This window comes from Ensifer adhaerens, from assembly GCF_028993555.1.
GTDB classification, from domain to species: Bacteria; Pseudomonadota; Alphaproteobacteria; order Rhizobiales; family Rhizobiaceae; genus Ensifer; species Ensifer adhaerens_I.
Genome location: NZ_CP118610.1, coordinates 3,254,378 through 3,274,955, shown reverse-complemented (window position 1 = coordinate 3,274,955; position 20,578 = coordinate 3,254,378). Strand labels below are relative to the sequence as shown.

General features: G+C 62.6%; 18 protein-coding genes. 10 read left to right on the top strand and 8 right to left on the bottom strand.

Features of this window, described 5'->3' with window-relative positions:
- Positions 1-409 precede the first annotated feature (409 nt).
- The 6 genes from PWG15_RS15950 to PWG15_RS15925 all read left to right on the top strand — a co-directional run bounded on the left by PWG15_RS15950 (position 410) and on the right by PWG15_RS15925 (position 7,521).
- Positions 410-2,719 carry a putative bifunctional diguanylate cyclase/phosphodiesterase gene (locus tag PWG15_RS15950; protein ID WP_275021468.1) on the top strand — a complete coding sequence of 770 codons (2,310 nt, stop codon included), beginning with the start codon at positions 410-412 and terminating at the stop codon, positions 2,717-2,719.
- Positions 2,720-2,948: 229 nt separating this feature from the next.
- On the top strand, positions 2,949-3,722 hold the full coding sequence (locus PWG15_RS15945) for an N-acyl amino acid synthase FeeM domain-containing protein (protein ID WP_275021467.1): 774 nt from the start codon (positions 2,949-2,951) through the stop codon (positions 3,720-3,722).
- Between the two features lie 236 nt (positions 3,723-3,958).
- Complete coding sequence (locus tag PWG15_RS15940) at positions 3,959-4,183, top strand: aa3-type cytochrome c oxidase subunit IV (protein ID WP_275021466.1); 225 nt, start codon at positions 3,959-3,961, stop codon at positions 4,181-4,183.
- Positions 4,184-4,554: 371 nt separating this feature from the next.
- Positions 4,555-5,700: a Re/Si-specific NAD(P)(+) transhydrogenase subunit alpha gene (locus tag PWG15_RS15935; RefSeq protein ID WP_275021465.1), complete on the top strand. Its 1,146-nt coding sequence runs from the start codon at positions 4,555-4,557 to the stop codon at positions 5,698-5,700.
- A complete protein-coding gene (locus tag PWG15_RS15930) occupies positions 5,700-6,110 on the top strand; it encodes an NAD(P) transhydrogenase subunit alpha part 2 (protein ID WP_034786897.1) in 411 nt (136 codons plus the stop codon). The genes PWG15_RS15935 and PWG15_RS15930 overlap by 1 nt, the downstream gene beginning before the upstream one ends.
- 10 nt (positions 6,111-6,120) lie before the next feature.
- Positions 6,121-7,521 (top strand): NAD(P)(+) transhydrogenase (Re/Si-specific) subunit beta, encoded by a 1,401-nt coding sequence (locus PWG15_RS15925; protein ID WP_275021464.1) that lies wholly within the window; start codon positions 6,121-6,123, stop codon positions 7,519-7,521.
- 117 nt (positions 7,522-7,638) lie between these two features.
- Here the strand turns inward: PWG15_RS15925 and PWG15_RS15920 are convergent, their stop codons facing one another.
- The 3 genes from PWG15_RS15920 to rpsU all read right to left on the bottom strand — a co-directional run bounded on the left by PWG15_RS15920 (position 7,639) and on the right by rpsU (position 9,727).
- Entirely contained in the window at positions 7,639-8,115 is a 477-nt protein-coding gene (locus PWG15_RS15920) for a DUF992 domain-containing protein (protein ID WP_275021463.1), read from the bottom strand.
- 145 nt (positions 8,116-8,260) lie between these two features.
- Entirely contained in the window at positions 8,261-9,148 is an 888-nt protein-coding gene (locus PWG15_RS15915; RefSeq protein WP_275021462.1) for a tetratricopeptide repeat protein, read from the bottom strand.
- A gap of 366 nt (positions 9,149-9,514) precedes the next feature.
- A complete protein-coding gene (gene rpsU / locus PWG15_RS15910; protein WP_034786884.1) occupies positions 9,515-9,727 on the bottom strand; it encodes a 30S ribosomal protein S21 in 213 nt (70 codons plus the stop codon).
- Between the two features lie 326 nt (positions 9,728-10,053).
- Between rpsU and PWG15_RS15905 the strand changes: the two genes are divergently transcribed.
- From PWG15_RS15905 to PWG15_RS15890, 4 genes are read left to right on the top strand one after another with little or no spacing between them, the layout of a single operon-like run.
- Positions 10,054-11,307 (top strand): sarcosine oxidase subunit beta family protein, encoded by a 1,254-nt coding sequence (locus PWG15_RS15905; RefSeq protein ID WP_275021461.1) that lies wholly within the window; start codon positions 10,054-10,056, stop codon positions 11,305-11,307.
- A gap of 10 nt (positions 11,308-11,317) precedes the next feature.
- Positions 11,318-11,638, top strand: a complete 321-nt coding sequence (locus PWG15_RS15900) for a sarcosine oxidase subunit delta (RefSeq protein WP_275021460.1) — start codon at positions 11,318-11,320, stop codon at positions 11,636-11,638.
- Positions 11,635-14,628: a sarcosine oxidase subunit alpha gene (locus PWG15_RS15895; RefSeq protein WP_275021459.1), complete on the top strand. Its 2,994-nt coding sequence runs from the start codon at positions 11,635-11,637 to the stop codon at positions 14,626-14,628. The genes PWG15_RS15900 and PWG15_RS15895 overlap by 4 nt, the downstream gene beginning before the upstream one ends.
- Entirely contained in the window at positions 14,621-15,172 is a 552-nt protein-coding gene (locus PWG15_RS15890) for a sarcosine oxidase subunit gamma family protein (protein WP_275021458.1), read from the top strand. Before PWG15_RS15895 ends, PWG15_RS15890 begins: the two co-directional genes overlap by 8 nt.
- A gap of 68 nt (positions 15,173-15,240) precedes the next feature.
- On the opposite strand, the gene nudI is transcribed toward PWG15_RS15890, so the two are convergent.
- The 5 genes from nudI to PWG15_RS15865 all read right to left on the bottom strand — a co-directional run bounded on the left by nudI (position 15,241) and on the right by PWG15_RS15865 (position 20,575).
- Complete coding sequence (gene nudI, locus PWG15_RS15885; RefSeq protein WP_275021457.1) at positions 15,241-15,678, bottom strand: nucleoside triphosphatase NudI; 438 nt, start codon at positions 15,676-15,678, stop codon at positions 15,241-15,243.
- A 70-nt stretch (positions 15,679-15,748) separates the two neighbouring features.
- A complete protein-coding gene (locus PWG15_RS15880; protein WP_275021456.1) occupies positions 15,749-16,288 on the bottom strand; it encodes a GNAT family N-acetyltransferase in 540 nt (179 codons plus the stop codon).
- Between the two features lie 25 nt (positions 16,289-16,313).
- Entirely contained in the window at positions 16,314-16,802 is a 489-nt protein-coding gene (locus tag PWG15_RS15875) for a MaoC family dehydratase (protein WP_275021454.1), read from the bottom strand.
- Between the two features lie 72 nt (positions 16,803-16,874).
- The gene (gene glgX, locus PWG15_RS15870; protein WP_275021452.1) at positions 16,875-18,839 is read right to left on the bottom strand and encodes a glycogen debranching protein GlgX; all 1,965 of its coding nucleotides are present in this window, start codon (positions 18,837-18,839) and stop codon (positions 16,875-16,877) included.
- Positions 18,840-18,946: 107 nt separating this feature from the next.
- Entirely contained in the window at positions 18,947-20,575 is a 1,629-nt protein-coding gene (locus tag PWG15_RS15865; RefSeq protein WP_275021451.1) for an alpha-D-glucose phosphate-specific phosphoglucomutase, read from the bottom strand.
- Between the last annotated feature and the right edge of the window lie 3 nt (positions 20,576-20,578).

Genomic DNA, 20,578 nt, shown 5'->3' with positions numbered 1-20,578 from the left:
TTGAGAAAAGCCTTGCCTTCAGATGCGGATGAAAGTCAACTGAGAAGGTGGTGAGCGTGATCGCTGCGCCGATCCAAAGTCGACTGGTAGCGAGCACGCTCTGAAAACGGCAGGAAATCGCAGGTAATTCTTTAGGTTCGAGTAACCATCCTTCACGTTAATTTGGGATCGGCCGCCAGCATCGCAGAATTGTCGAAGTTGCAGCCAGGCCCTTTTATTGCGCGGATACTATGTTTGGTTGCAGAAACCGAGTACTGTTCAGCGCGGTTCGCACTACTGAGTTGAACCCTTGGGTGTTGCCGGCCCGGCCCTGTGGTTTTTCTGGGATTCAGTACTTTTTTCGGGGCGTTAGACGAAATCATTCGTTAAGTCATCACCCCTAACAATCCGGTAAACCGGAGCTTGGTTCATGATGCGACTTGGACAGAGCGCTCTTCCGACTGACGTGTATCTGTCATCCGTGAGCTCGCTCTACGAACATCGCAAGACGTTGCTGATCGGCATGTTGTCGCATGTCGTGACGTTTCTGCTCGTCTATCTCAAGACCAGTGATCCGCTATATCTCGCCTGCTCCGGCGTGATCTTCGTGCTCTGGGCGCTGCGCAATGTCGATATGGCGCGGTTCGACCGGCAGGATTTCTCCAATGCCGACCGGGCGATGGTCCGCAAATGGGAGAACCGCTACATCGTCGGCGGTGTCAGCGTCACGCTCACCTGCGGCATCGCCTGCGGTTACGCCATTGCCGTCAGTCAGGATTCCTTTTCCGAGCTCGCCACCATATCGGTGACGCTGGCCTCGATGATCTCGCTCGTCGGGCGCAACTACGGCTCGGAGCGGGCCGTGCTTCTCCTGTCCTCGTCGGCATGCCTGCCGATCGTGATCGGCCTGATCACGCTGCAGGACGTGTTCATGCTGGCGCTCGCCTGCCTCATCCTGCCGTTCATTCTTTCCACCTGGATGATGGCCAACAATGTGCGCGCCTTTCTTTATGAGAACGTGTTGGCGGCGCGCGAGATCGCGACGATTGCCGGCCAATTCGACGCCGCGCTCAACAACATGACGCATGGCCTGTTCATGCTGGATGGCGATGGCCGTGTCGTGGTGGCCAATGAGCGTGCCAGCGAGTTGCTGGCGCTTGGCGACAGGACGGAGCTCAAGGATTGGCTGCTCGATGACGTGATAAGGCGCGGTGCGCGGCGCATGCGGCTCGATACCGACAAGACCAAGGCGATCTCGCGCCAGCTCGATCTCCTGCTCAAGGGAAAGCGCCCGCAGGTCTTGATCCCGGTCAGCGAAGAGCTGCATCTCGAGTTTTCGGCCAGCCGCCGCGACAATGGCGATATCGTGCTGATCTTCGAGGATGTGACGGCGCGTGTGCAGGCGGACAAGCAGATTCTGCACATGGTGCGCTTCGACAAGCTGACCGAACTGCCGAGCCGCGACTACTTCGGAGAGCTGGTTGTGGCCGCCGCAAGTGGCGACGAGAGGGAGGACCGGCTCGTCGGTCTGATGGTTCTCGACGTCACCGAATTCAAGCATGTCAACGACATGCGCGGCCACATCGTCGGCGACAAGCTGCTGCAGGCGATCGCCGGCCGGTTGAAGGCGCTCGCCTGCGATGATGCGATTGCGGCGCGCCTGATGGGCGACGAATTTGTCGTGTTCTTCCCGAACAGGGCCGACGTCACCGATCTGGAAGAACGGATGCGCGGGCTCCACACGGAACTGCGTGGCACCTATGTTGCCGGCGGCTTCACCTTCAACATGACCATGAGCGCGGGCTTCGTCATCGCGTCGAACGTGGATCTGAAACTCGAAGACCTGCAGATCAAGGCGGATCTTGCGCTATCGGAAACCAAGCTGCGCAACCGGGGCGGCTGCACCGCGTTCGAAGTCGAGATGGACGCCCGCTATGTCGACCGCCAGAAGCTGAAAGCCGATCTGCGCGAGGCGATCAACGCGCGCAGCCTGACGCTTTCCTACCAGCCGATGTTCGCGCCGAGCGGTGGCCGGGTCGAGTGCTGCGAAGCGCTGGCACGCTGGACGCATCCCGAGCGCGGGCCCGTGCCGCCGAACGTGTTCATTCAGCTCGCCGAGGAACTGGGGCTGGTCACGGAGATCACGCGTTTCGTGCTCGACCAGGCATGCCGGAATTGCATGGACTGGCCGAGCGATGTGTCCGTCTCGGTCAATCTGTCGGTGCTGGATCTGCGCAGCAGCGAAATCGTCACGATGGTCACGGACGCTCTGCAGGCAACCGGTCTCGACGCTTCGCGGCTGCATCTGGAGGTGACTGAAAGCTGCCTGATGGACGAGCCGCTCAAGGTGCAGGCGATCCTGCGCGAGCTGCGGGGCCTCGGCATCACCATTGCCATCGACGATTTCGGCACCGGCTATTCGAGCCTCAGCTACCTCGATGTCCTGCCGGTCGACATAATCAAGATCGATCGGTCCTTTGTGCGCAACATCCGTGAGGATTCGCGCCGCTTCAAGCTTCTGCGCGGTACGGCAAATCTTGCCCGCGCCCTCGGCCTGCGCATCGTCGTCGAAGGCGTCGAGACGACCGATCAGTTGCAGCTGATCAACGAGCACAATTGTGCCGATTTGATACAGGGCTTCGTGTTCGCTGCCCCCATGCCTGCTTCTGCTATTGCGACGCTTTGCAAGAATGGTGTGCCAAAACGAGGCGCAAAGCCCACCAGCAAGCGCATCGCCTGACGCCGCGACCCCAAATTCCGTTCCGTTTTGATGCTGCTCATTCGACAGCAAATCATTGATTAGTTGCGGCAAATGCATCCCAGCTTGGCGCGTATCGCTCTAAATCAACCGAATAAATTCACCGATTTTTAGGGTTAACAAAAAGTTAACGGTGAACTGTTCCGTTTTGCGGTTGCCGCCCCATCTTCCGTCAATAGGTTAACGATTTGTTAACCATGAGGTCTGGAATATGGGTGAGACGGTTCACCAGGCGGAGCCTGGGCGCTTTTCTGAAAAGCTGATGCAATTGCTCGATCGTGTCGAATATCGGCGGGTCGAGACCGGCGAGGACATGGAGGACATCGCGCGACTGCGCTACAAGGCCTACAAGTCCGTCAATCTTATGGAGTTGACGGGCTCAACGCTGATCGACGATCTCGACTTCGACAGCCACGCCTATGTCTTCGGCATCTATCTCGATGAGAGCCTCATCAGCACCGTTCGCGTACATCACGTCACACCGGAACATCGCGCCAGTACGTCGGGACTGATCTTCGGCTCCGAGATCGACGCGTTCCTCGATGCCGGCATGGTCCTGGTCGATCCGGGCCGATTGGCCGTCGACCCTGATGTCATCGGCGACGAGATGCGGGCGCTTCCCTACCTGACGCTCCGCCCGGTCGCCATGGCCTGCGAGTACTTTTCCGCCGACCGCTGCCTGACGGCCTGCCGGCCGCGCCATACCGCCTTCTACAAGCGCATTTTCGCCTCGGAGACCGTCGTCGCCAAGCGCGAGAACCTGGGGGTCTACAATGCCGATGGCGCCCTGCTCGTGGCACAGGTGCGGGGCCAGCGACCCTCGATCCTCGACCGCTACCCAATCTTCGATTCGGAGCCTTTCGAGCGCCGCATGATGTTTGCTGATCGCAGCGAGGTGCCGTTCGCACCGTTGACCATCCTGCCGACCGCGCGCATGGCGCAAACCGGTTATGGACGTTCCTATCGGACCTCCGTCTTCCGCTAGCCGTCTTCGGCGTCGACATCAGAAGGCGGGGCGCGCCCATTCGCGCCACCCTTGCAGTCGACCGCGGCATATCGCCCCATCAAGTACTGCCAAAGGACGGGTTTTCGTTGCGCCCGGCCCAAGCATTGTGTAAGGGCAGCTATAAGGGTTTTCGCGACTTTTCGCGGGAGCCATGCTTCGATTAGGAGCGGCGGCGACCAAGGGTCGCGCCGTGGCATTCAGGGAGAATTTGAACGATGGCTGAGCATCATTCTGGACCGGTCGATGTAGGCGCTCCGATGGATTATCCGGAGCACGAGAAGACCTACCTCATGTTCCTGAGCGCATCGAAGTACGGCACGCTGTTCTGCGTGGCGCTGCTGATTGCCATGGCTGCCGCATTCTTCACGACGATGGGCTTCTTCTCCTCGCTCGTGCTCTTCATACTGCTCAACGTCGCAGGCTTCTTCTTCCTGCGCTAATCAGCGTCATCGGACTGATTGCCGGGGGCCTGGCGCATCCTCGGCGACCGGGCGCGAGCCCGGACGAAGGTGCATGCCGTCGACTGGAGGCGTCGACGCTGCGTGCCAGAACCTAGAGATCTCCACGCCCCGGGCATTCACTGCAACGGGACGTGTTTCCTCACTGCGTGAGGGGGGAGTGGAAAGCAGATCCGCGATGCCGAGCCGGTTGCGGTTCGAATACCCAGGAACGGTCTGTTTCCAGAAGTATGTGCCTGGCACCCCAGTGCCTCGCATACGGGGGCGTGAGGCCCGATCGGTCGCACGCTTTGCAGTCGGAGAGAATGCCCGCATTCCGGCTTTGGCTCGATTGCGGCCAAGGAGGGGGATTTGTGAGCGAGATCGTCTTTGTCGCCAAGGAAACGGACCCGAACGAGGGTCGCGTTGCCGCATCACCGGATACAGTGAAGAAACTGAAAAGCCTCGGCTTCGACGTCGTTATCGAGGCGGGCGCCGGCTTTTTGTCGCGCATTCCGGACGCTGAGTTCGAAAAGGTCGGAGCCCGGATTGGGACGATCGCTGACGCCAAGGCGGCGGACGTCGTACTCAAGGTGCGCCGGCCGACGACTGCCGAAATCGCCGGTTACAAATCCGGTGCGATCGTTATCGCCATCATGGATCCCTATGGCAACGAGGCGGCAATCGCCGAGATGGCGAAGGCCGGTCTTACGGCCTTCGCGATGGAGCTGATGCCGCGCATCACCCGTGCGCAGTCGATGGACGTGCTGTCGAGCCAGGCGAATCTCGCCGGCTACCAGGCCGTGATCGACGCGGCCTGCGAATATGATCGGGCGTTGCCGATGATGATGACGGCGGCAGGTACCGTTCCTGCCGCCAAGGTCTTTGTCATGGGTGCCGGCGTTGCCGGTCTCCAGGCGATCGCGACCGCGCGCCGTCTCGGCGCGGTGGTATCGGCGACGGACGTTCGCCCGGCCGCCAAGGAACAGGTTGCCTCGCTCGGCGCCAAGTTCATCGCCGTCGAGGACGAGGAGTTCAAGGCGGCCGAAACGGCCGGCGGCTACGCCAAGGAAATGTCCAAGGACTATCAGGCGAAACAGGCGGCACTCGTCGCCGAGCATATCGCCAAGCAGGACATCGTCATCACAACGGCACTCATCCCCGGCCGTCCCGCGCCGCGGCTCGTTACCCGCGACATGCTGAAGAGCATGAAGCCCGGTTCGATAGCAGTCGATCTTGCTGTCGAGCGCGGCGGCAATGTCGAAGGGGCGGAGGCCGGCAAGGTTGCCGACGTCGAGGGCGTCAAGGTCATCGGCCATCTCAACGTTCCTGGCCGCATCGCGGCTTCGGCGTCCGGTCTTTACGCCAAGAACCTCGTCACCTTCCTGGAAACGATGGTTTCGAAGGAGACCAAGGCGCTCGCCCTCAACATGGAGGACGAACTCGTCAAGGCGACGGCGCTCACCCATGGCGGTGAGGTCGTGCATCCGAACTTCGGCGCCAGCAAGGGGGACAAGTGATGGCGAATGAACTTCTCGACAAGGCGCTCGCCGATCTCGACCGGGCAGTGGAAGCGGTCCGCACTGCGGCTGAATACGTGCCGGACGCGGCCGGCGCTGTCGCCCATGGCGCCACCGGCGGTGCGATCGATCCCTTCGTCTTCCGCCTGGCGATCTTCGTGCTGGCGATCTTCGTCGGCTACTACGTGGTCTGGTCGGTGACGCCGGCGCTGCACACACCGCTGATGGCGGTCACCAACGCGATCTCCTCGGTCATTGTCGTCGGCGCACTGCTTGCCGTCGGCATCTCGGCCTCTGGTCTTGCGACGGGCTTCGGCTTCATCGCGCTGGTGCTTGCCTCCGTGAACATCTTCGGCGGCTTCCTCGTCACCCAGCGCATGCTCGCCATGTACAAGAAAAAAGACAAGTGAGGCCGGCCCGATGAACGCGAACTTCGCAGCCTTCCTCTATCTCGTCTCCGGCGTCCTGTTCATCATGGCGTTGCGCGGCCTCTCGCACCCGACCACCAGCCGCAAGGGCAATACCTACGGCATGGTCGGCATGGGCATTGCCATCGTCACGACGCTGCTGCTTGCCAAGCCGAGCTTCGGCGGCTTGATGCTGATCGTGCTCGGCCTTGCCATCGGTGGCGGCGTCGGTGCCGTCATTGCCCGCCGGATCGCCATGACCTCGATGCCGCAGCTGGTCGCCGCCTTCCACTCGCTGGTCGGTCTTGCCGCCGTCATGGTGGCGGCTGCCGCCATGTATGCCCCCGAGAGCTTCGGCATCGGCACTCTCGGCGACATCCACGCGCAGGCGCTGGTCGAAATGTCGCTCGGCGTCGCCATCGGCGCCATCACCTTTACCGGCTCGGTCATCGCCTTCCTGAAGCTCGACGGACGTATGTCGGGCAAGCCGATCATGCTTTCGGGCCGCCACGCCATCAATGCCGGTCTTGCCGCGGCGCTCGTCGTACTGGTGATCATGTTGGTCCTGACGCAGAGCACTACGGTGTTCTGGCTGATCGTCGTGCTGTCGCTGGCGCTCGGCGTGCTGATCATCATTCCGATCGGCGGCGCCGACATGCCGGTGGTCGTCTCGATGCTCAACTCCTATTCGGGCTGGGCGGCGGCCGGCATCGGCTTCACGCTCGGCAACCTGGCGCTGATCATCACCGGGGCGCTCGTCGGCTCCTCCGGCGCGATCCTCTCCTACATCATGTGCAAGGGCATGAACCGCTCGTTCATCTCCGTCATCCTCGGCGGCTTCGGCGGCGAGACGGCGGCGGCCGGCAGCGACGACGGTGTCCAGCGCACGGTCAAGCAGGGGTCGGCCGATGATGCGGCCTTCCTGATGGCGAACGCCTCCAAGGTGATCATCGTTCCCGGTTACGGCATGGCGGTTGCCCAGGCGCAGCATGCGCTGCGCGAAATGGGCGACCAGCTGAAGGCCGCCGGTGTCGAGGTCAAGTACGCGATCCATCCGGTGGCGGGCCGCATGCCCGGCCACATGAACGTGCTGCTTGCGGAGGCGAACGTGCCCTATGACGAAGTGTTCGAACTCGAGGACATCAACTCCGAGTTCGCGCAGGCCGATGTCGCCTACGTCATCGGCGCCAACGACGTCACCAACCCGGCAGCGCGCGACGACAAGTCCTCGCCGATTTACGGCATGCCGATCCTCGACGTCGACAAGGCCAAGACCTGCCTCTTCGTCAAGCGCTCGCTCGGCTCGGGCTATGCCGGCATCGACAACACGCTGTTCTACAAGGACGGCACGATGATGCTGCTCGGCGATGCCAAGAAGGTGACGGAAGACATCGTCAAGGCGCTGCACGCGTAAGCGCTGCTTGCATCGATGGACAATGAAACGCCCGCCTTTCGGCGGGCGTTTTGCGTTGGAAGGCATTTCGGTACGCTACGCATTCCGGAAGCAAGCGCATGTTTCTGCGCTGCAGATCTAACCGGCAGGCACCAGCGTCAGTTCGTCGATGCCGACCGCAAGGTTCAGTCCTTCCTGGACCTGAACATTGACCGGCTGCAGCATGAAGGCCTTGTCGGTGCCGCCGCCGATCACCTTGGCGCCGCCACCAACAGCGACGCTCGCATCAGCCCCGACACCATAATATTCGCCGGCAAGCGCGAATTCGCTGACTGGCGTTCCGGTCTTGGCAAGGACGTCCCAGACCATGGTGCTCTTGCCCGTCTTGCCGATGTCGATGCCGATCTTGCGGATCGTGCCGGCATAGACGGCCTTCGGTCCGCCGTTGGCTGGCGTGAAGGTGCACATCAGGTTCTTGGTCGAGGTCACGATCATGCCGGTGCCGCCCTCCGAGCCACAGACGAGGCGGCCGAGCGAGACATAGTTCTGCGCGGCTGCCGGACTGCTGGCAAGCGCGGCCAGGGTCAGCGCAGTGGCGAGGCTTCGTTTGATCATGGCTTGGTCTCCGTTGCTATTGCCTCAGGCAAACGGACGATGGCCAGGAATGTTCCCCGCAGCGGTTTCGGTGGGTCACGCGCTGCACAAACGAAAACGCCCGCGAAGCGGTCGCGGGCGTTTCGAAAAACACGAAGAGGAAGGCTTAGGACGCCTTGACCCGGGCAAGACCGGCGCGCGCCGGTTCATATTTCGGGTCGAGCTGCAATGCGTGCGAATAGGACTTCGACGCCTTGGCCTTGTCGCCCTTGCGCTCGTAGATCAGCGCCTGGTTGGCCCACGACTCGGCAACCTTGCCGTTGAGGTTGATCGCGGTGTTGAAGTCGGAGAAGGCGTTGTCGTCGTCCCCTTGAGCGACATAGGAAATGCCGCGACCATTATAGGGTTCCGGCGAGCTCGGCGACAGCGAGATCGCGGTCGAGAAGTCTTCGATCGCCTGGCCGTGCTGGTTGCGTGCCTGATAGATCAGGCCGCGATTGTGGTAGGCGCGGGGATCGGTCGTGTCGAGCTGGATCGCCTTGTTGAAATCGTTGAAGGCGGAATCGAGCTGGCCGGCCTGCCGGTAGAGATTGCCGCGGCCGATATAGGCGACGTCGTAGCTGCCGTTGAGCTGCAGCGCCATGTTGTAATCGGCAAGTGCCGCCTGGGTGTTGCCCATGTTGCGGTGAACGAGCGCCCGGTTGGCATAGGCCTGGTAGAAGCGAGGGTTCAGCTGGATCGCCTGGTCGAAATCGGCAATGGCGCGGCGGTATTCGCCGGCGCGACCGTAAGCCGAGCCGCGGACGTTGTAGCCTTCCGGATCGCTCGGATTGGAGGCGATGACGCTCGACAGCGAGGCGATGTTTTCCTGCGAGCCCTGCTCGCGCTCGACCTTGTTGGTCATCGACTCCGGGCCGTCGGTGGTGCAACCGGCAATCAGAAGGGCCGAACCAAGGAGCAGCATGGCGGCAAGCCGCGGCTTGCGCTGGTGGCGGCGAGACGCCTCATGGACAGTAAAACCGGAGACGTCCGCAGTCATGGCAGCAAGTGTCAAAGGTTGATCCCTCAAATCGACAAGGTCTCGAAAGCCGTCGGCTTCCGTTCCTACAGCGCCGCGTGTCTTTCATGACGCGCCAAGGTCGCTGTAACACGTTGAGTTTCTGCATAATTCTGCCCCTAAATCGAATCTGATCTAAGGAATTATGCAGTAGAGCCGCTAAAACTCCCCGCGGGCTCCGCAGCCGGGCTTCATCGGGCCTCGGCAAACCGTCCGGTCAAACGCTCCGGCCAGCCATCCGTCAACCGGCAGCGTCGATCACGCTAGCCCGGCGGCGGAAAAGATGTCCATACCAAAAAAAGGCGGTGGCGATATTTCGCCCCCGCCACGACTTGCATCAGATAACGTCGAAAAAACGACAAATCAGCGGGCCAGGAGGCCTTCGCGCTGTGCACGCTTGCGTGCCAGCTTGCGGACGCGGCGAACGGCTTCAGCCTTTTCGCGGGCGCGCTTCTGGGACGGCTTTTCATAGTAGTCGCGCATCTTCATTTCGCGGAAAATGCCTTCGCGCTGCATCTTCTTCTTGAGAGCGCGGAGCGCCTGATCGACATTGTTATCGCGGACAAGTACCTGCACGTGAAATCCCGTTCCTTTGGTTCGAGTTGTTTGTGACTCCGTCAGGTGCCGGAGGCAAAAGAATGACATTCGCTAAGCTGGAAGCTTTACGATTAGACGAGCGGATACCAGATCGTCACGTAAAAGTCCAGCGACGACATAAGGAAGCGCTGAAAAATCCTGGGATGCGGGGGCGGCGCCTGTTGCGGCACCGCAAGCAACCGATCCGCGACCATGTCGCAACTGCGCGCAAGTCCACGCAATTGCGTCGCAAAAGAAACGTTGCGCAGGTCTCGGATTTGCGATTTCTAACGCCAATGAGAACGGGGTTCATGGAGTAGAGGCCGATGCGCAAATATTCAGTTTTCGCCGTGGCGCGCGAGGCGTTGCGCGGCCATAAGGGGTGGGGTCCGCACTGGGCTTCGCCGGAGCCGCGCAAAGAGTATGATGTAATCATCATCGGTGGCGGCGGTCATGGCCTGGGTGCAGCCTATTACCTCGCCAAGGAACACGGCATCACCAATGTCGCAGTGCTCGAAAAGGGCTGGATCGGCGGCGGCAATACAGGCCGCAACACCACCATCATCCGGTCCAACTATCTCTATGAAGAGAGCATGGACATCTATGAGCATTCGCTGAAGCTCTGGGAGAACCTGTCGCAGGATCTGAACTACAACGTCATGTATTCGCCGCGCGGCGTCATGATGCTGTCGCACAACATTCACGACCAGCAGTCGTTCAAGCGCCATATCAATGCCAACCGGCTCTATGGCATTGACAATGAGTGGCTGACGCCGGAGCAGGCCAAGGCCTATTGCCCGCCGCTCGATATCGCCAAGACCGCGCGCTACCCGATCAATGGCGCAGCGCTGCAGCGCCGCGGCGGCACGGCCCGCCATGATGCGGTTGCCTGGGGTTATGCGCGCGCTGCCTCTGACCGCGGCGTGCACATCATCCAGAACTGCGAAGTGACCGGCATCCGTCGCGACGAGACCGGCCGGGTCGTCGGCGTCGACACCAGCCGCGGCTACATCGGCGCCAAGAAGGTCGGTATCTCTGCCGCTGGCCACACCTCGGTGCTGATGCAGATGGCGGACGTTCGCGTGCCGCTGCAGAGCCAGCCGCTGCAGGCGCTGGTCTCCGAACCGCTGAAGCCGATCTTCCCCTGCGTCGTCATGTCGAACTCGGTGCATGCCTATATCTCGCAGTCCGACAAGGGTGAGTTCGTCATCGGCGCGGGTACCGACCAGTACAATTCCTATTCGCAGACCGGCGGCCTGCAGATCATCACCCATACGCTGGATGCGATCTGCGAGCTCTTCCCGATGTTCCGTCGCGTCAAGATGATGCGTCAGTGGGGCGGTATCGTCGACGTCACCCAGGACCGCTCGCCAATCCAGGGCGTGACCCCGGTTCCGGGCCTGTTCCTGAATGCCGGCTGGGGTACGGGCGGCTTCAAGGCGACGCCAGGCTCGGCCAATCTCTTCGCCCATCTGATCGCCAAGGGCGAGCCGCATCGTCTCGCCGCAGGGCTGACGCTGGAGCGCTTCCGCACTGGCCGGCTCATCGACGAGGCGGCTGCCGCCGCCGTTGCGCACTGAGGATTTCGAGATGCTTCTGATCTATTGCCCCTATTGCGAGGAAGAGCGCTCCGAGCTCGAATTCCGCGGCGCCGGCGACGCCCATATCGCACGTCCGGAAAACATCGCCGACATCACCGACGAGGAGTTCGAGGAGTATTTCTTCCTGCGTCAGAACCCGAAGGGTCTGATCTTCGAGCGTTGGCGCCATATCCATGGCTGCGGCCGCTTCTTCAACGCCGCCCGCGACACGGTCAGCGACCGTTTCTACACCACGTATAAGGCCGGCGAGCCGAAGCCTGACATATCAGCCATTCTCCAAAGCGAGCAGGATAAGGGAGCCGCGAAATGATGGGTGCCAATCGCATTCCGGGCGTCGGCCGCCTGACACCTGCCCGCACCGCGCGCTTCACCTTCGACGGTCGCACGCTGACGGCGCTCGAAGGCGATACGGTCGCCTCGGCACTGCTTGCCAACGGCATTCACCTCGTCGGCCGCTCGTTCAAGTATCACCGCCCGCGCGGCATTCTTTCGGCCGGCGCGGAGGAGCCGAATGCGCTGCTCGACGTGTCGCGTGATGCCGCCCGTCGCCAGCCGAACGTCCGCGCCACGGTGCAGGAAGTCTTCGACGGCATGAAGGTGGAATCGCAGAACCGCTGGCCGTCGCTCGCCTTCGACGTCGGTGGCATCAACGACCTGATGTCGCCGTTCTTCGCCGCCGGCTTCTACTACAAGACCTTCATGTGGCCGAAGGCCGCCTGGCACGCGATCTATGAACCCTTCATCCGTCGCGCCGCCGGCCTCGGCGTCGCCCCGACGGAAGCCGATCCGGATCACTATGCCAGCCGCTATGCCCATTGCGACGTACTGGTGATCGGTGCGGGCGTTGCCGGACTTTCGGCAGCACTTGCCGCCGCCAGGGCCGGCGCCAAGGTGATCATCTGCGACGAGCAGCCGGAAGTTGGCGGTGCGCTTCGCTATGAAAGCGGCACGACGATCGACGGCAAGGACGGCTGGGAGTGGGCGCAGGAGACCGCCAAGACGCTGGCCGAGATGGACAACGTCACGCTGCTCACCCGCACCACCGGCTTCGGCTACTACAACCACAACTTCGTCGGCCTGGTCGAGCGCGTGACGGATCACCTTGCAGCACTCGACAAGTCCCTGCCGCGCGAGCGGCTGTGGCAGGTGCGGGCCAAGAAGGTGATCCTCGCCAACGGCCAGATCGAGCGGCACATGGTGTTTGCCAACAACGACCGGCCGGGCATCATGCTCGCTTCGGCAGGCCGCACCTATCTCAACCATTTTGGCGTCGCCGTCGGCTCGAAGGTCGGCGTCTACACCGCCCATGACTCGGCCTATGAGGCTGCCTTCGACCTGAAACGCGCCGGTGTCTCGGTTCCCGTCATCGTTGATTGCCGCGAAAATCCGGGTGAAGCGGTGCTCTCGGAAGCGCGCAAGCTCGGCATCGAAGTGTTGACCGGACATTCTGTCATCAAGGCCGGCGGCAAGCTCCGGGTCAATTCGATCAGCGTTGCCCGCAACGGTGGCGGCTCGGCCCGCAAGTTCGCCGTTGACGCGCTGCTGGTCTCGGCCGGCTGGACGCCCTCGGTGCACCTGTTCTCGCAGTCGCGCGGCAAGGTGAAGTTCGATGCGGCAACGCAGCGCTTCCTGCCCGGCACCTATCTGCAGGATTGCCTGTCGATCGGCGCCTGCAACGGCACCGACGACCTGCAGGCAACCATCGACGAGGCGCTGGCCGCCGGTGAACTGACCGCGCGTGCGGCCGGTGCCGAAGGCGGGGCGCAGGTGACGCTAGCGGGCGAAAACCGCTTCGGCTGGACCGGCGGCATGATCGGTGCTGGCGAAGGTGCCGGACCGGACACGACGGTCAAGGCCTTCATCGACTTCCAGCACGACGTCTGCGCCAAGGACATCCGCCTGGCGGTGCGCGAAGGCATGCACTCGATCGAGCATATCAAGCGCTTCACCACCAACGGCATGGCCTCCGACCAGGGCAAGCTTTCCAACATGCACGGTCTGGCCATCGCCGCCGAAGCGCTCGGCAAGGACATTCCGCAGGTGGGTCTCACCACCTTCCGCCAGCCCTATACGCCGGTGACCTTCGGCACGATCGTCAACCACTCGCGTGGTGCCCTCTTCGATCCGGCGCGCAAGACGCCCATTCATGCCTGGGAGGAGGCGCATGGCGCCGAGTTCGAGGATGTCGGCAACTGGAAGCGCGCCTGGTTCTATCCGAAGGCCGGCGAGGACATGCATGAGGCGATCGCGCGCGAATGCAAGACGGTGCGTGACGTCGCTGGTGTCTTCGATGCCTCGACGCTCGGCAAGATCGAGGTCGTCGGCCCGGATGCGGCGCAGTTCCTCAATCTGATGTACACCAACGCCTGGGACAACCTGAAGCCCGGCCGCTGCCGCTACGGCATCATGCTGCGCGACGACGGCTTCGTCTACGACGACGGCGTGGTCGGCCGCCTGGCAGAAGACCGCTTCCACGTGACAACGACAACCGGCGGTGCGCCGCGCGTCATGAACCACATGGAGGACTATCTGCAGACGGAGTTTCCGCATCTGAAGGTGTGGCTGACCTCGACGACGGAACAGTGGGCCGTCATCGCCGTGCAGGGGCCGAAGGCTCGCGAGATCATCGCGCCGCTCGTCGAAGGCATCGACCTTTCCAATGAGGCCTTCCCGCACATGAGCGTGGCCGAAGGCAAGATCTGCGGCGTGCCGACCCGGCTCTTCCGCATGTCGTTCACCGGCGAGCTCGGCTTCGAAGTCAACGTTCCGGCCGACTATGGCCAGGCGGTCTGGGAGGCGATCTGGGCACGGGCCGAACCGATGGGCGCCTGCGCCTACGGCACCGAAACCATGCACGTGCTGCGCGCCGAAAAGGGCTACATCATCGTCGGCCAGGATACCGATGGCACGCTGACGCCTGACGATGCCGGCCTCTCGTGGGCAGTCTCGAAGAAGAAGCCCGACTTCGTCGGCATCCGTGGCCTCAAACGCCCGGATCTCGTCAAGGACGGCCGCAAGCAGCTCGTTGGCCTTTTGACCAAGGATCCGAAGATGGTGCTGGAGGAGGGCGCGCAGATCGTCGCCGATCCGAACCAGCCGAAGCCGATGACCATGCTCGGTCATGTGACGTCGTCCTACTGGTCGGAAAACTGCGGCCGTTCGATTGCGCTCGCCATGGTCGCCGGTGGCCGCGCGCGCCTGGGACAGACGCTCTACGTGCCGATGACCGATCGCACCATCGCCGTCGAAGTGAGCGACATGGTGTTCTTTGACAAGGAAGGGGGCCGCCTCCATGGCTGACCAGGCAATTGCAAGCCGCAAGGCGGCACTCACCGCGCGCGGCGGCTCGGCCGAAGCGATCCTGACGCCGGCACCGGCGGCAACGCGCATCTCGCTGCGCGCTGGCGCCGATGCGCTTCCCGCACTTTCCGCAGCACTCGGCGTCACCCTGCCGACGCGGCCGAAGACCTCGGCCTCCTCAGGCCAGCGCCATGCGCTTTGGATCGGTCCCGACGAGTGGCTGGTGATCGATGAAGGCGAAGCCGACCTGATGGCGGCGGCTGCTTCGAGCGGGACGCTGCATTCGGCGGCCGACATCTCGCACCGCAACGTTGCCGTGATCGTCAGTGGTCCGGGCGCGGACGTGGCGATCAACAGCGGCTGCCCGCAGGATCTCTCGCTACCGATCTTTCCGGTTGGCGCGTGCTCGCGCACCATTCTCGGCAAGGCGGAGATCATCCTCTTCCGCACGGCTGAAGACCAGTTCCGCGTCGAGTGCTGGCGCTCGTTCTCGCCCTTCGTCTTCGGACTGCTCTCCGAAGGTGCCGAAGACGCCGGCCATTGAATGAAAAAGCCGGGAAGGGCTCTCAGGCGCTTCCCGGCTTTCGAAGACTGTCTAAAGTCTGCGCACTCTCATTGCCGAGCTTGCAGGATGCCTTTTTCCAGGAGCGTGCGCCGCGTCGCTTCGTTGAGGTCGTAATCCTGGAGGTGCTCGGGCTCGACCCAGGCATGTTCGACGAACTCGTCGTTGAGGGTGACGTCGCGATTTTCGGCCTCGCAGTCAAAGATCAAATAGATCATATGGAGCTGCTCGGTCGAGCCATCGGCATAGGCCTTGGTCCTGATGTCGTCGCGAAAGGTCCAGGGATGGATCGCACCGATGGCCAGACGGTCTCCAAGCTCCTCCCGTATTTCGCGGCGCAGGCCTTCCTCGAGACGTTCCCCCGGCTCAAGCCCGCCGCCGGAAAGCGCCCATTGCCCGGGAAATACGCCGCGATCGGGCGGCATCTTGCAGAGCAAATAGGCGCCCTGGTTCTGAATGAGCGGACACACGATAATACGCTGGCGCAACTGCCTCTCCCTAAACTGATCTGGCGACCACGACAGCCGGTTTGGTCTGCCGACGCTCTGTTCGATTTTCTCAGACGAAACGGAAATACCAGTAGAGCGCGATCTCGCGGGTTCCGGGCGTCAGCGCGGAATAGAGATGGCGATCGTAGCCGGCGAGTTCGAAACCGTAGCGCTCATAGAAGCGGCAGGCCCCGACATTGTTCGATTGGGTCTCTAGGCGGATCCCCGGCAGGCCCTGTTCCTTCGCCCATGATACCGCCAGGTCCATGAGTGCCTTGGCGACGCCGGTGCGGCGAGCTTCTCGGTCGACTGCAATGTCGTCGACCTCGGCAAAGCCGTTCCAAGCCTTCGACAGCGCGATGTAGCCGGCAAGCCTGCCGTTTATGCGTGCGCAAAAAAGGGCTGCATCCAGTTCCGTGGCTGCGTCCGTCAATTCCTTCGGATCGGCCTCATAGGTCTTGGTGTAGGCTTCGACGCGAGCGACGGCACCGAGACCGGGACCTGTGAAGGGCGGCAGCGCCTCGGAAATCACCTCGAAGGAGAAGTCACAGCCGGCAAAGTCCGCGACGAAGCGGTCATCGACCGGCGCGACAGTCACGGTAGCGCTCATTGGATTTCACTCGGCGGCGGGAGGATTACGCATCGGCGGGCCGATCCTTGGGATCGAACTGGATGATCGTCTGCCAGGTGCCGGTCAGCGCCGGCTTGCGTTCGCCCTCGATCTCGACGCTGACGTCATAGGTGATCATCAGCATGCTGGCGCCGCGGAATCGCGCATCGGCCATCGTGAAGTGGCCGCGCACCTTGGCACCGCTCTTCACCGGCGCTACGAAGCGCACCTTTTCGAAGCCGTAGTTGATGCCCATGGTCTGTTCGCGGATCTTCGGCAGGCAATTGTAGTTCATCGCCGAAAGCAGCGAGAGCGACAGGAAGCCGTGCGCAATGGTGCCGCCAAAGGGCGTCTCGGCGGCCGCGCGGATTGGGTCGACGTGGATATATTGATAGTCGCCGGTTGCCTCGGCAAACTTGTCGATCGTTTCCTGAGTGACCGTGATCCAGTCGGAAACGCCGACTTCCTTGCCGACCAGTTCCTTGATCTCAGAAAGTGAAATGTCCTCAAGCATGTGAACGCCTCGAAACAAGCCCCGAGCGATCTATAGGCTCGCCCGCTGCAACCTGCAAGTGGTGGAAAAGCTTTAGAAAACCTCGACGTGGAAGCCGATCGAGCGCGGTGCGACGTGATCGGCAGGGGATGACGCCGCCAGCGCATCCTGCCACTTTCCGTCGATGCTGTCGGGCAACCGGACAGGATGCGGCGCATGGCTGCGATTGATGACAACGGCAAGCCGCGTCGCCCGCTTCTGGGTGCGGTCACGGGTGGTCAGTACCATCATCAGATTGTCCGTCGCCGGATGCTCCCAGTCGCCTGTCGTCATCGGTTGCCCGTCGAGGCGCCGCCATTCGACATCGCCATTCCCGGTCAGGAATGCGGTTTGGTCGAACACGTCGAAGCGTCGGCGCATTGCCAACAGTGCGCCCGTATGGGCAACGATCTCGTCATCCATCGCGGTCCAGTCGAGCCAGGTGATGGCGTTGTCCTGGCAATAGGCGTTGTTGTTGCCGCTCTGGCTTCGGCCGCCTTCGTCACCGGCGGCCAGCATGATCGTTCCGCGTGACGAAAACAGCGTGCCGAGCAGCGCCATCACGTCGTGGCGTCGGGCCATCTTGATTTCTGGATCGGTTGTCGGGCCTTCCGCGCCGTTGTTCCAGGAGTGGTTCTCGTTGTGGCCGTCGCGGTTCTCCTCGCCGTTGGCCTCGTTGTGCTTACCGGCATAGGAAACGATGTCGGCAAGCGTGAAGCCGTCATGGGCGGCGATGAAGTTGACGGTGCGCGTCCCGCTCTCGCCCCAGCGGGAAAAGCTGTTGGACGAGCCCGCAACAGCCGTTGCCAGCGCGCCGATCGCGTGGCGGTCGCCGCGCCAGTAGATTCGGATGTCGTCGCGGGCGCGGTCGTTCCATTCGAGGAAGGGAGAGGGGAAGTTGCCGAGCTGGTAGCCGCCGGGACCGACGTCCCAGGGTTCGGCGATCAGTACCCGGTTGGCAAGCAGCGGATCGGCTGAGATCGCCTGGAAGAGCCCGGCATCACGGTGGAAACCGCCCATGTCGCGGCCGAGGATCGAGGCGAGGTCGAAGCGGAAGCCGTCGACGCCGGCCGCATGCACGAAGTGGCGCAGGCTGGCGAGGATCAGTGCCTCGACCACCGGGTGGTCGCAGGCAATCGTGTTGCCGCAGCCGGTGTCGTTGATCAGTTCGCCCGGACGGTCGGTGACGTGGCGGTAGTAGGTCAGGTTGTCGAGGCCGCGCATCGACAGCGTGGTGCCGAAGCGGTCGCTCTCGCCGGAGTGGTTGAAGACGAGATCGAGGATAACGCCGATGCCGGCCTTGCGCAGTGCTTCGACGGTCTTCCTCAATTCCTTGATGCCACCCGGCACCAGGCGCGGATCGAGTGCCATTGGCGCGATCGGGTTGTAACCCCAGCCATTCTTCAGTCCGAGCGGTGGAAGGTGGCGTTCATCGATCCAGGCGACGATCGGCATCAGTTCGATCGCCGAGACGCCGAGGCGCTTGAGGTGCTCGATGATCACGGGCTCGGCAAGGGCCGCCACCGTGCCGCGTTTGGCCTCCGGCACATCGGGATGCAGGATGGTGAAGGGCTTGACGGCAATCTCATAGATAAGGCCGCCGGCCTGAAACAGCGGTTTCTTGGGCTTGACCGACTTCACATCGGATACGATCGCTTTTGGCACCAGATCGGCGGTGTCCTCGCCAAAGATCGTCAGGCGCGGATCATGCCGGAAAGGCCGGTCGAGTTCGACGGCATAGGGATCGACCAGCAGCTTGGAAGGGTCAAACCAGAGGCCGTGATCGGGCGAATAGACGCCATCGGCGCGAAAGCCATAGCGCGTGCCCTTCGGGGCATCCACGACCGTCAGGCTATGCACGTCGCCGTTGCGCGCCATCGGCAGCTGCCGCAACTGCCTGGATCCGGTCTTGTCGAACAGGCAGAGGTCGATGCGGGCGGCGTTGCGCGACCAGACCGAAAACGTGGTGCCCTCAGGCGTGACGGTGGCACCGAGGGGAGGATTTCCGGCTGTCGGCATGAAGGCGGCCCTCTTGTTCAACGTATACGCCGCTCACCCCCTCTGCCCGGACATGGGGGAGCGGTCGAAAGAAGAAGGGCCGCATGAAGCGGCCCTTGTGCGGTGTCTCAGGTAATGACGCTCGGCTCGGTGCGGCCGGTGCGGGTCTTGATGCCGGCGATCTCGTCGGCAACTGCGATGAGGTCGGCCAAGGCTTCCTGGGTGTCGATACCGTGACGTGCGGCGTCCGGCTCGAAGCGCTCGATGTAGACGCGCAGCGTTGCGCCCGAGGTTCCGGTTCCGGAGAGGCGGAAAACGACGCGCGAGCCGCCTGCAAACAGGATGCGGATGCCCTGGTTCTTGCTGACGGAGTGGTCGACCGGGTCGTTGTAGGCGAAGTCGTCAGCTGTTTCGACCTTGAGCGCGCCGAAGGACGTGCCCGGAAGCGTCGCAAGCTGGTCGCGCAAGTTGGCCATCAGGCCGTTGGCGGCGTCGGAATCGACCTCTTCATAGTCGTGGCGCGAGTAGTAGTTGCGGCCATAGGTCGCCCAGTGCTTCTGGACGATATCAAGCGCGCTTTCCTTGCGGGCGGCAAGGATGTTGAGCCAGAGCAGCACCGCCCAGAGGCCGTCCTTCTCGCGCACATGGTTGGAGCCGGTACCGGCACTTTCCTCGCCACAGATCGTCGCCATGCCCTCGTCGAGCAGGTTGCCGAAGAACTTCCAGCCGGTCGGAGTCTCGTAGATGCCGATGCCGAGCTTCTCGGCGACACGGTCGGCAGCACCGCTGGTCGGCATCGAGCGAGCAATGCCGGCAAGGCCCTTGGCGTAGCCGGGCGCCAGATGCGCGTTGGCGGCAAGCATTGCGAGACTATCGGACGGCGTGATGAAGATGCCGCGGCCGATGACGAGGTTGCGGTCGCCGTCGCCGTCCGATGCGGCGCCGAAGTCCGGCGCGTCGGGCGCCATCATCGTCTCGTAGAGCGCGCGGGCATGCACCAGATTCGGGTCCGGATGGTGGCCGCCGAAATCCGGCAGCGGAATGAAGTTCATCACCGAGCCCTTGGGCGCGCCGAGACGCTTCTCGATGATCTCCTTGGCGTAAGGCCCGGTGACAGCGCTCATCGCATCGAAGACGACGCGGAAGCCGCCCGCAATCAGCTTGCGGATGGCATCGAAGTCGAACAGGCTCTCCATCAGTTCGGCATAGTCGGCGACCGGATCGATGACCGTGACCGTCATGCCGTCGAGTTCCTGCGTGCCTTCGGCATCGAGGTTGATATCGGCGACGTCGGAGATCTTGTAGCTATCGATCACCTTGCTGCGGGCAAAGATCGCGTCCGTGATCTTTTCCGGTGCCGGGCCGCCATTGCCGATATTGTACTTGATGCCGAAATCTTCGGTCGGACCGCCGGGGTTGTGGCTGGCCGAAAGCACGATGCCGCCGAATGCCCCGTACTTGCGGATGACGTTGGAGGCAGCCGGCGTCGACAGGATGCCGCCGCGGCCGACGAGCACGCGGCCAAAGCCGTTGGCTGCAGCCATCTTGAGGGCGATCTGGATGACCTCGCGGTTGTAGTAGCGGCCGTCGCCGCCGATCACCAGGGTTTCACCCTGAAAGCCCTCAAGCGAATCGAAGATCGACTGGATGAAGTTCTCGGCATAGTTCTTCTGCTGGAAGACCGGGACCTTCTTGCGCAGCCCTGACGTACCAGGCTTCTGGTCGCCGTAGGGGGTTGTGGTAACCGTTCTTATCATGCT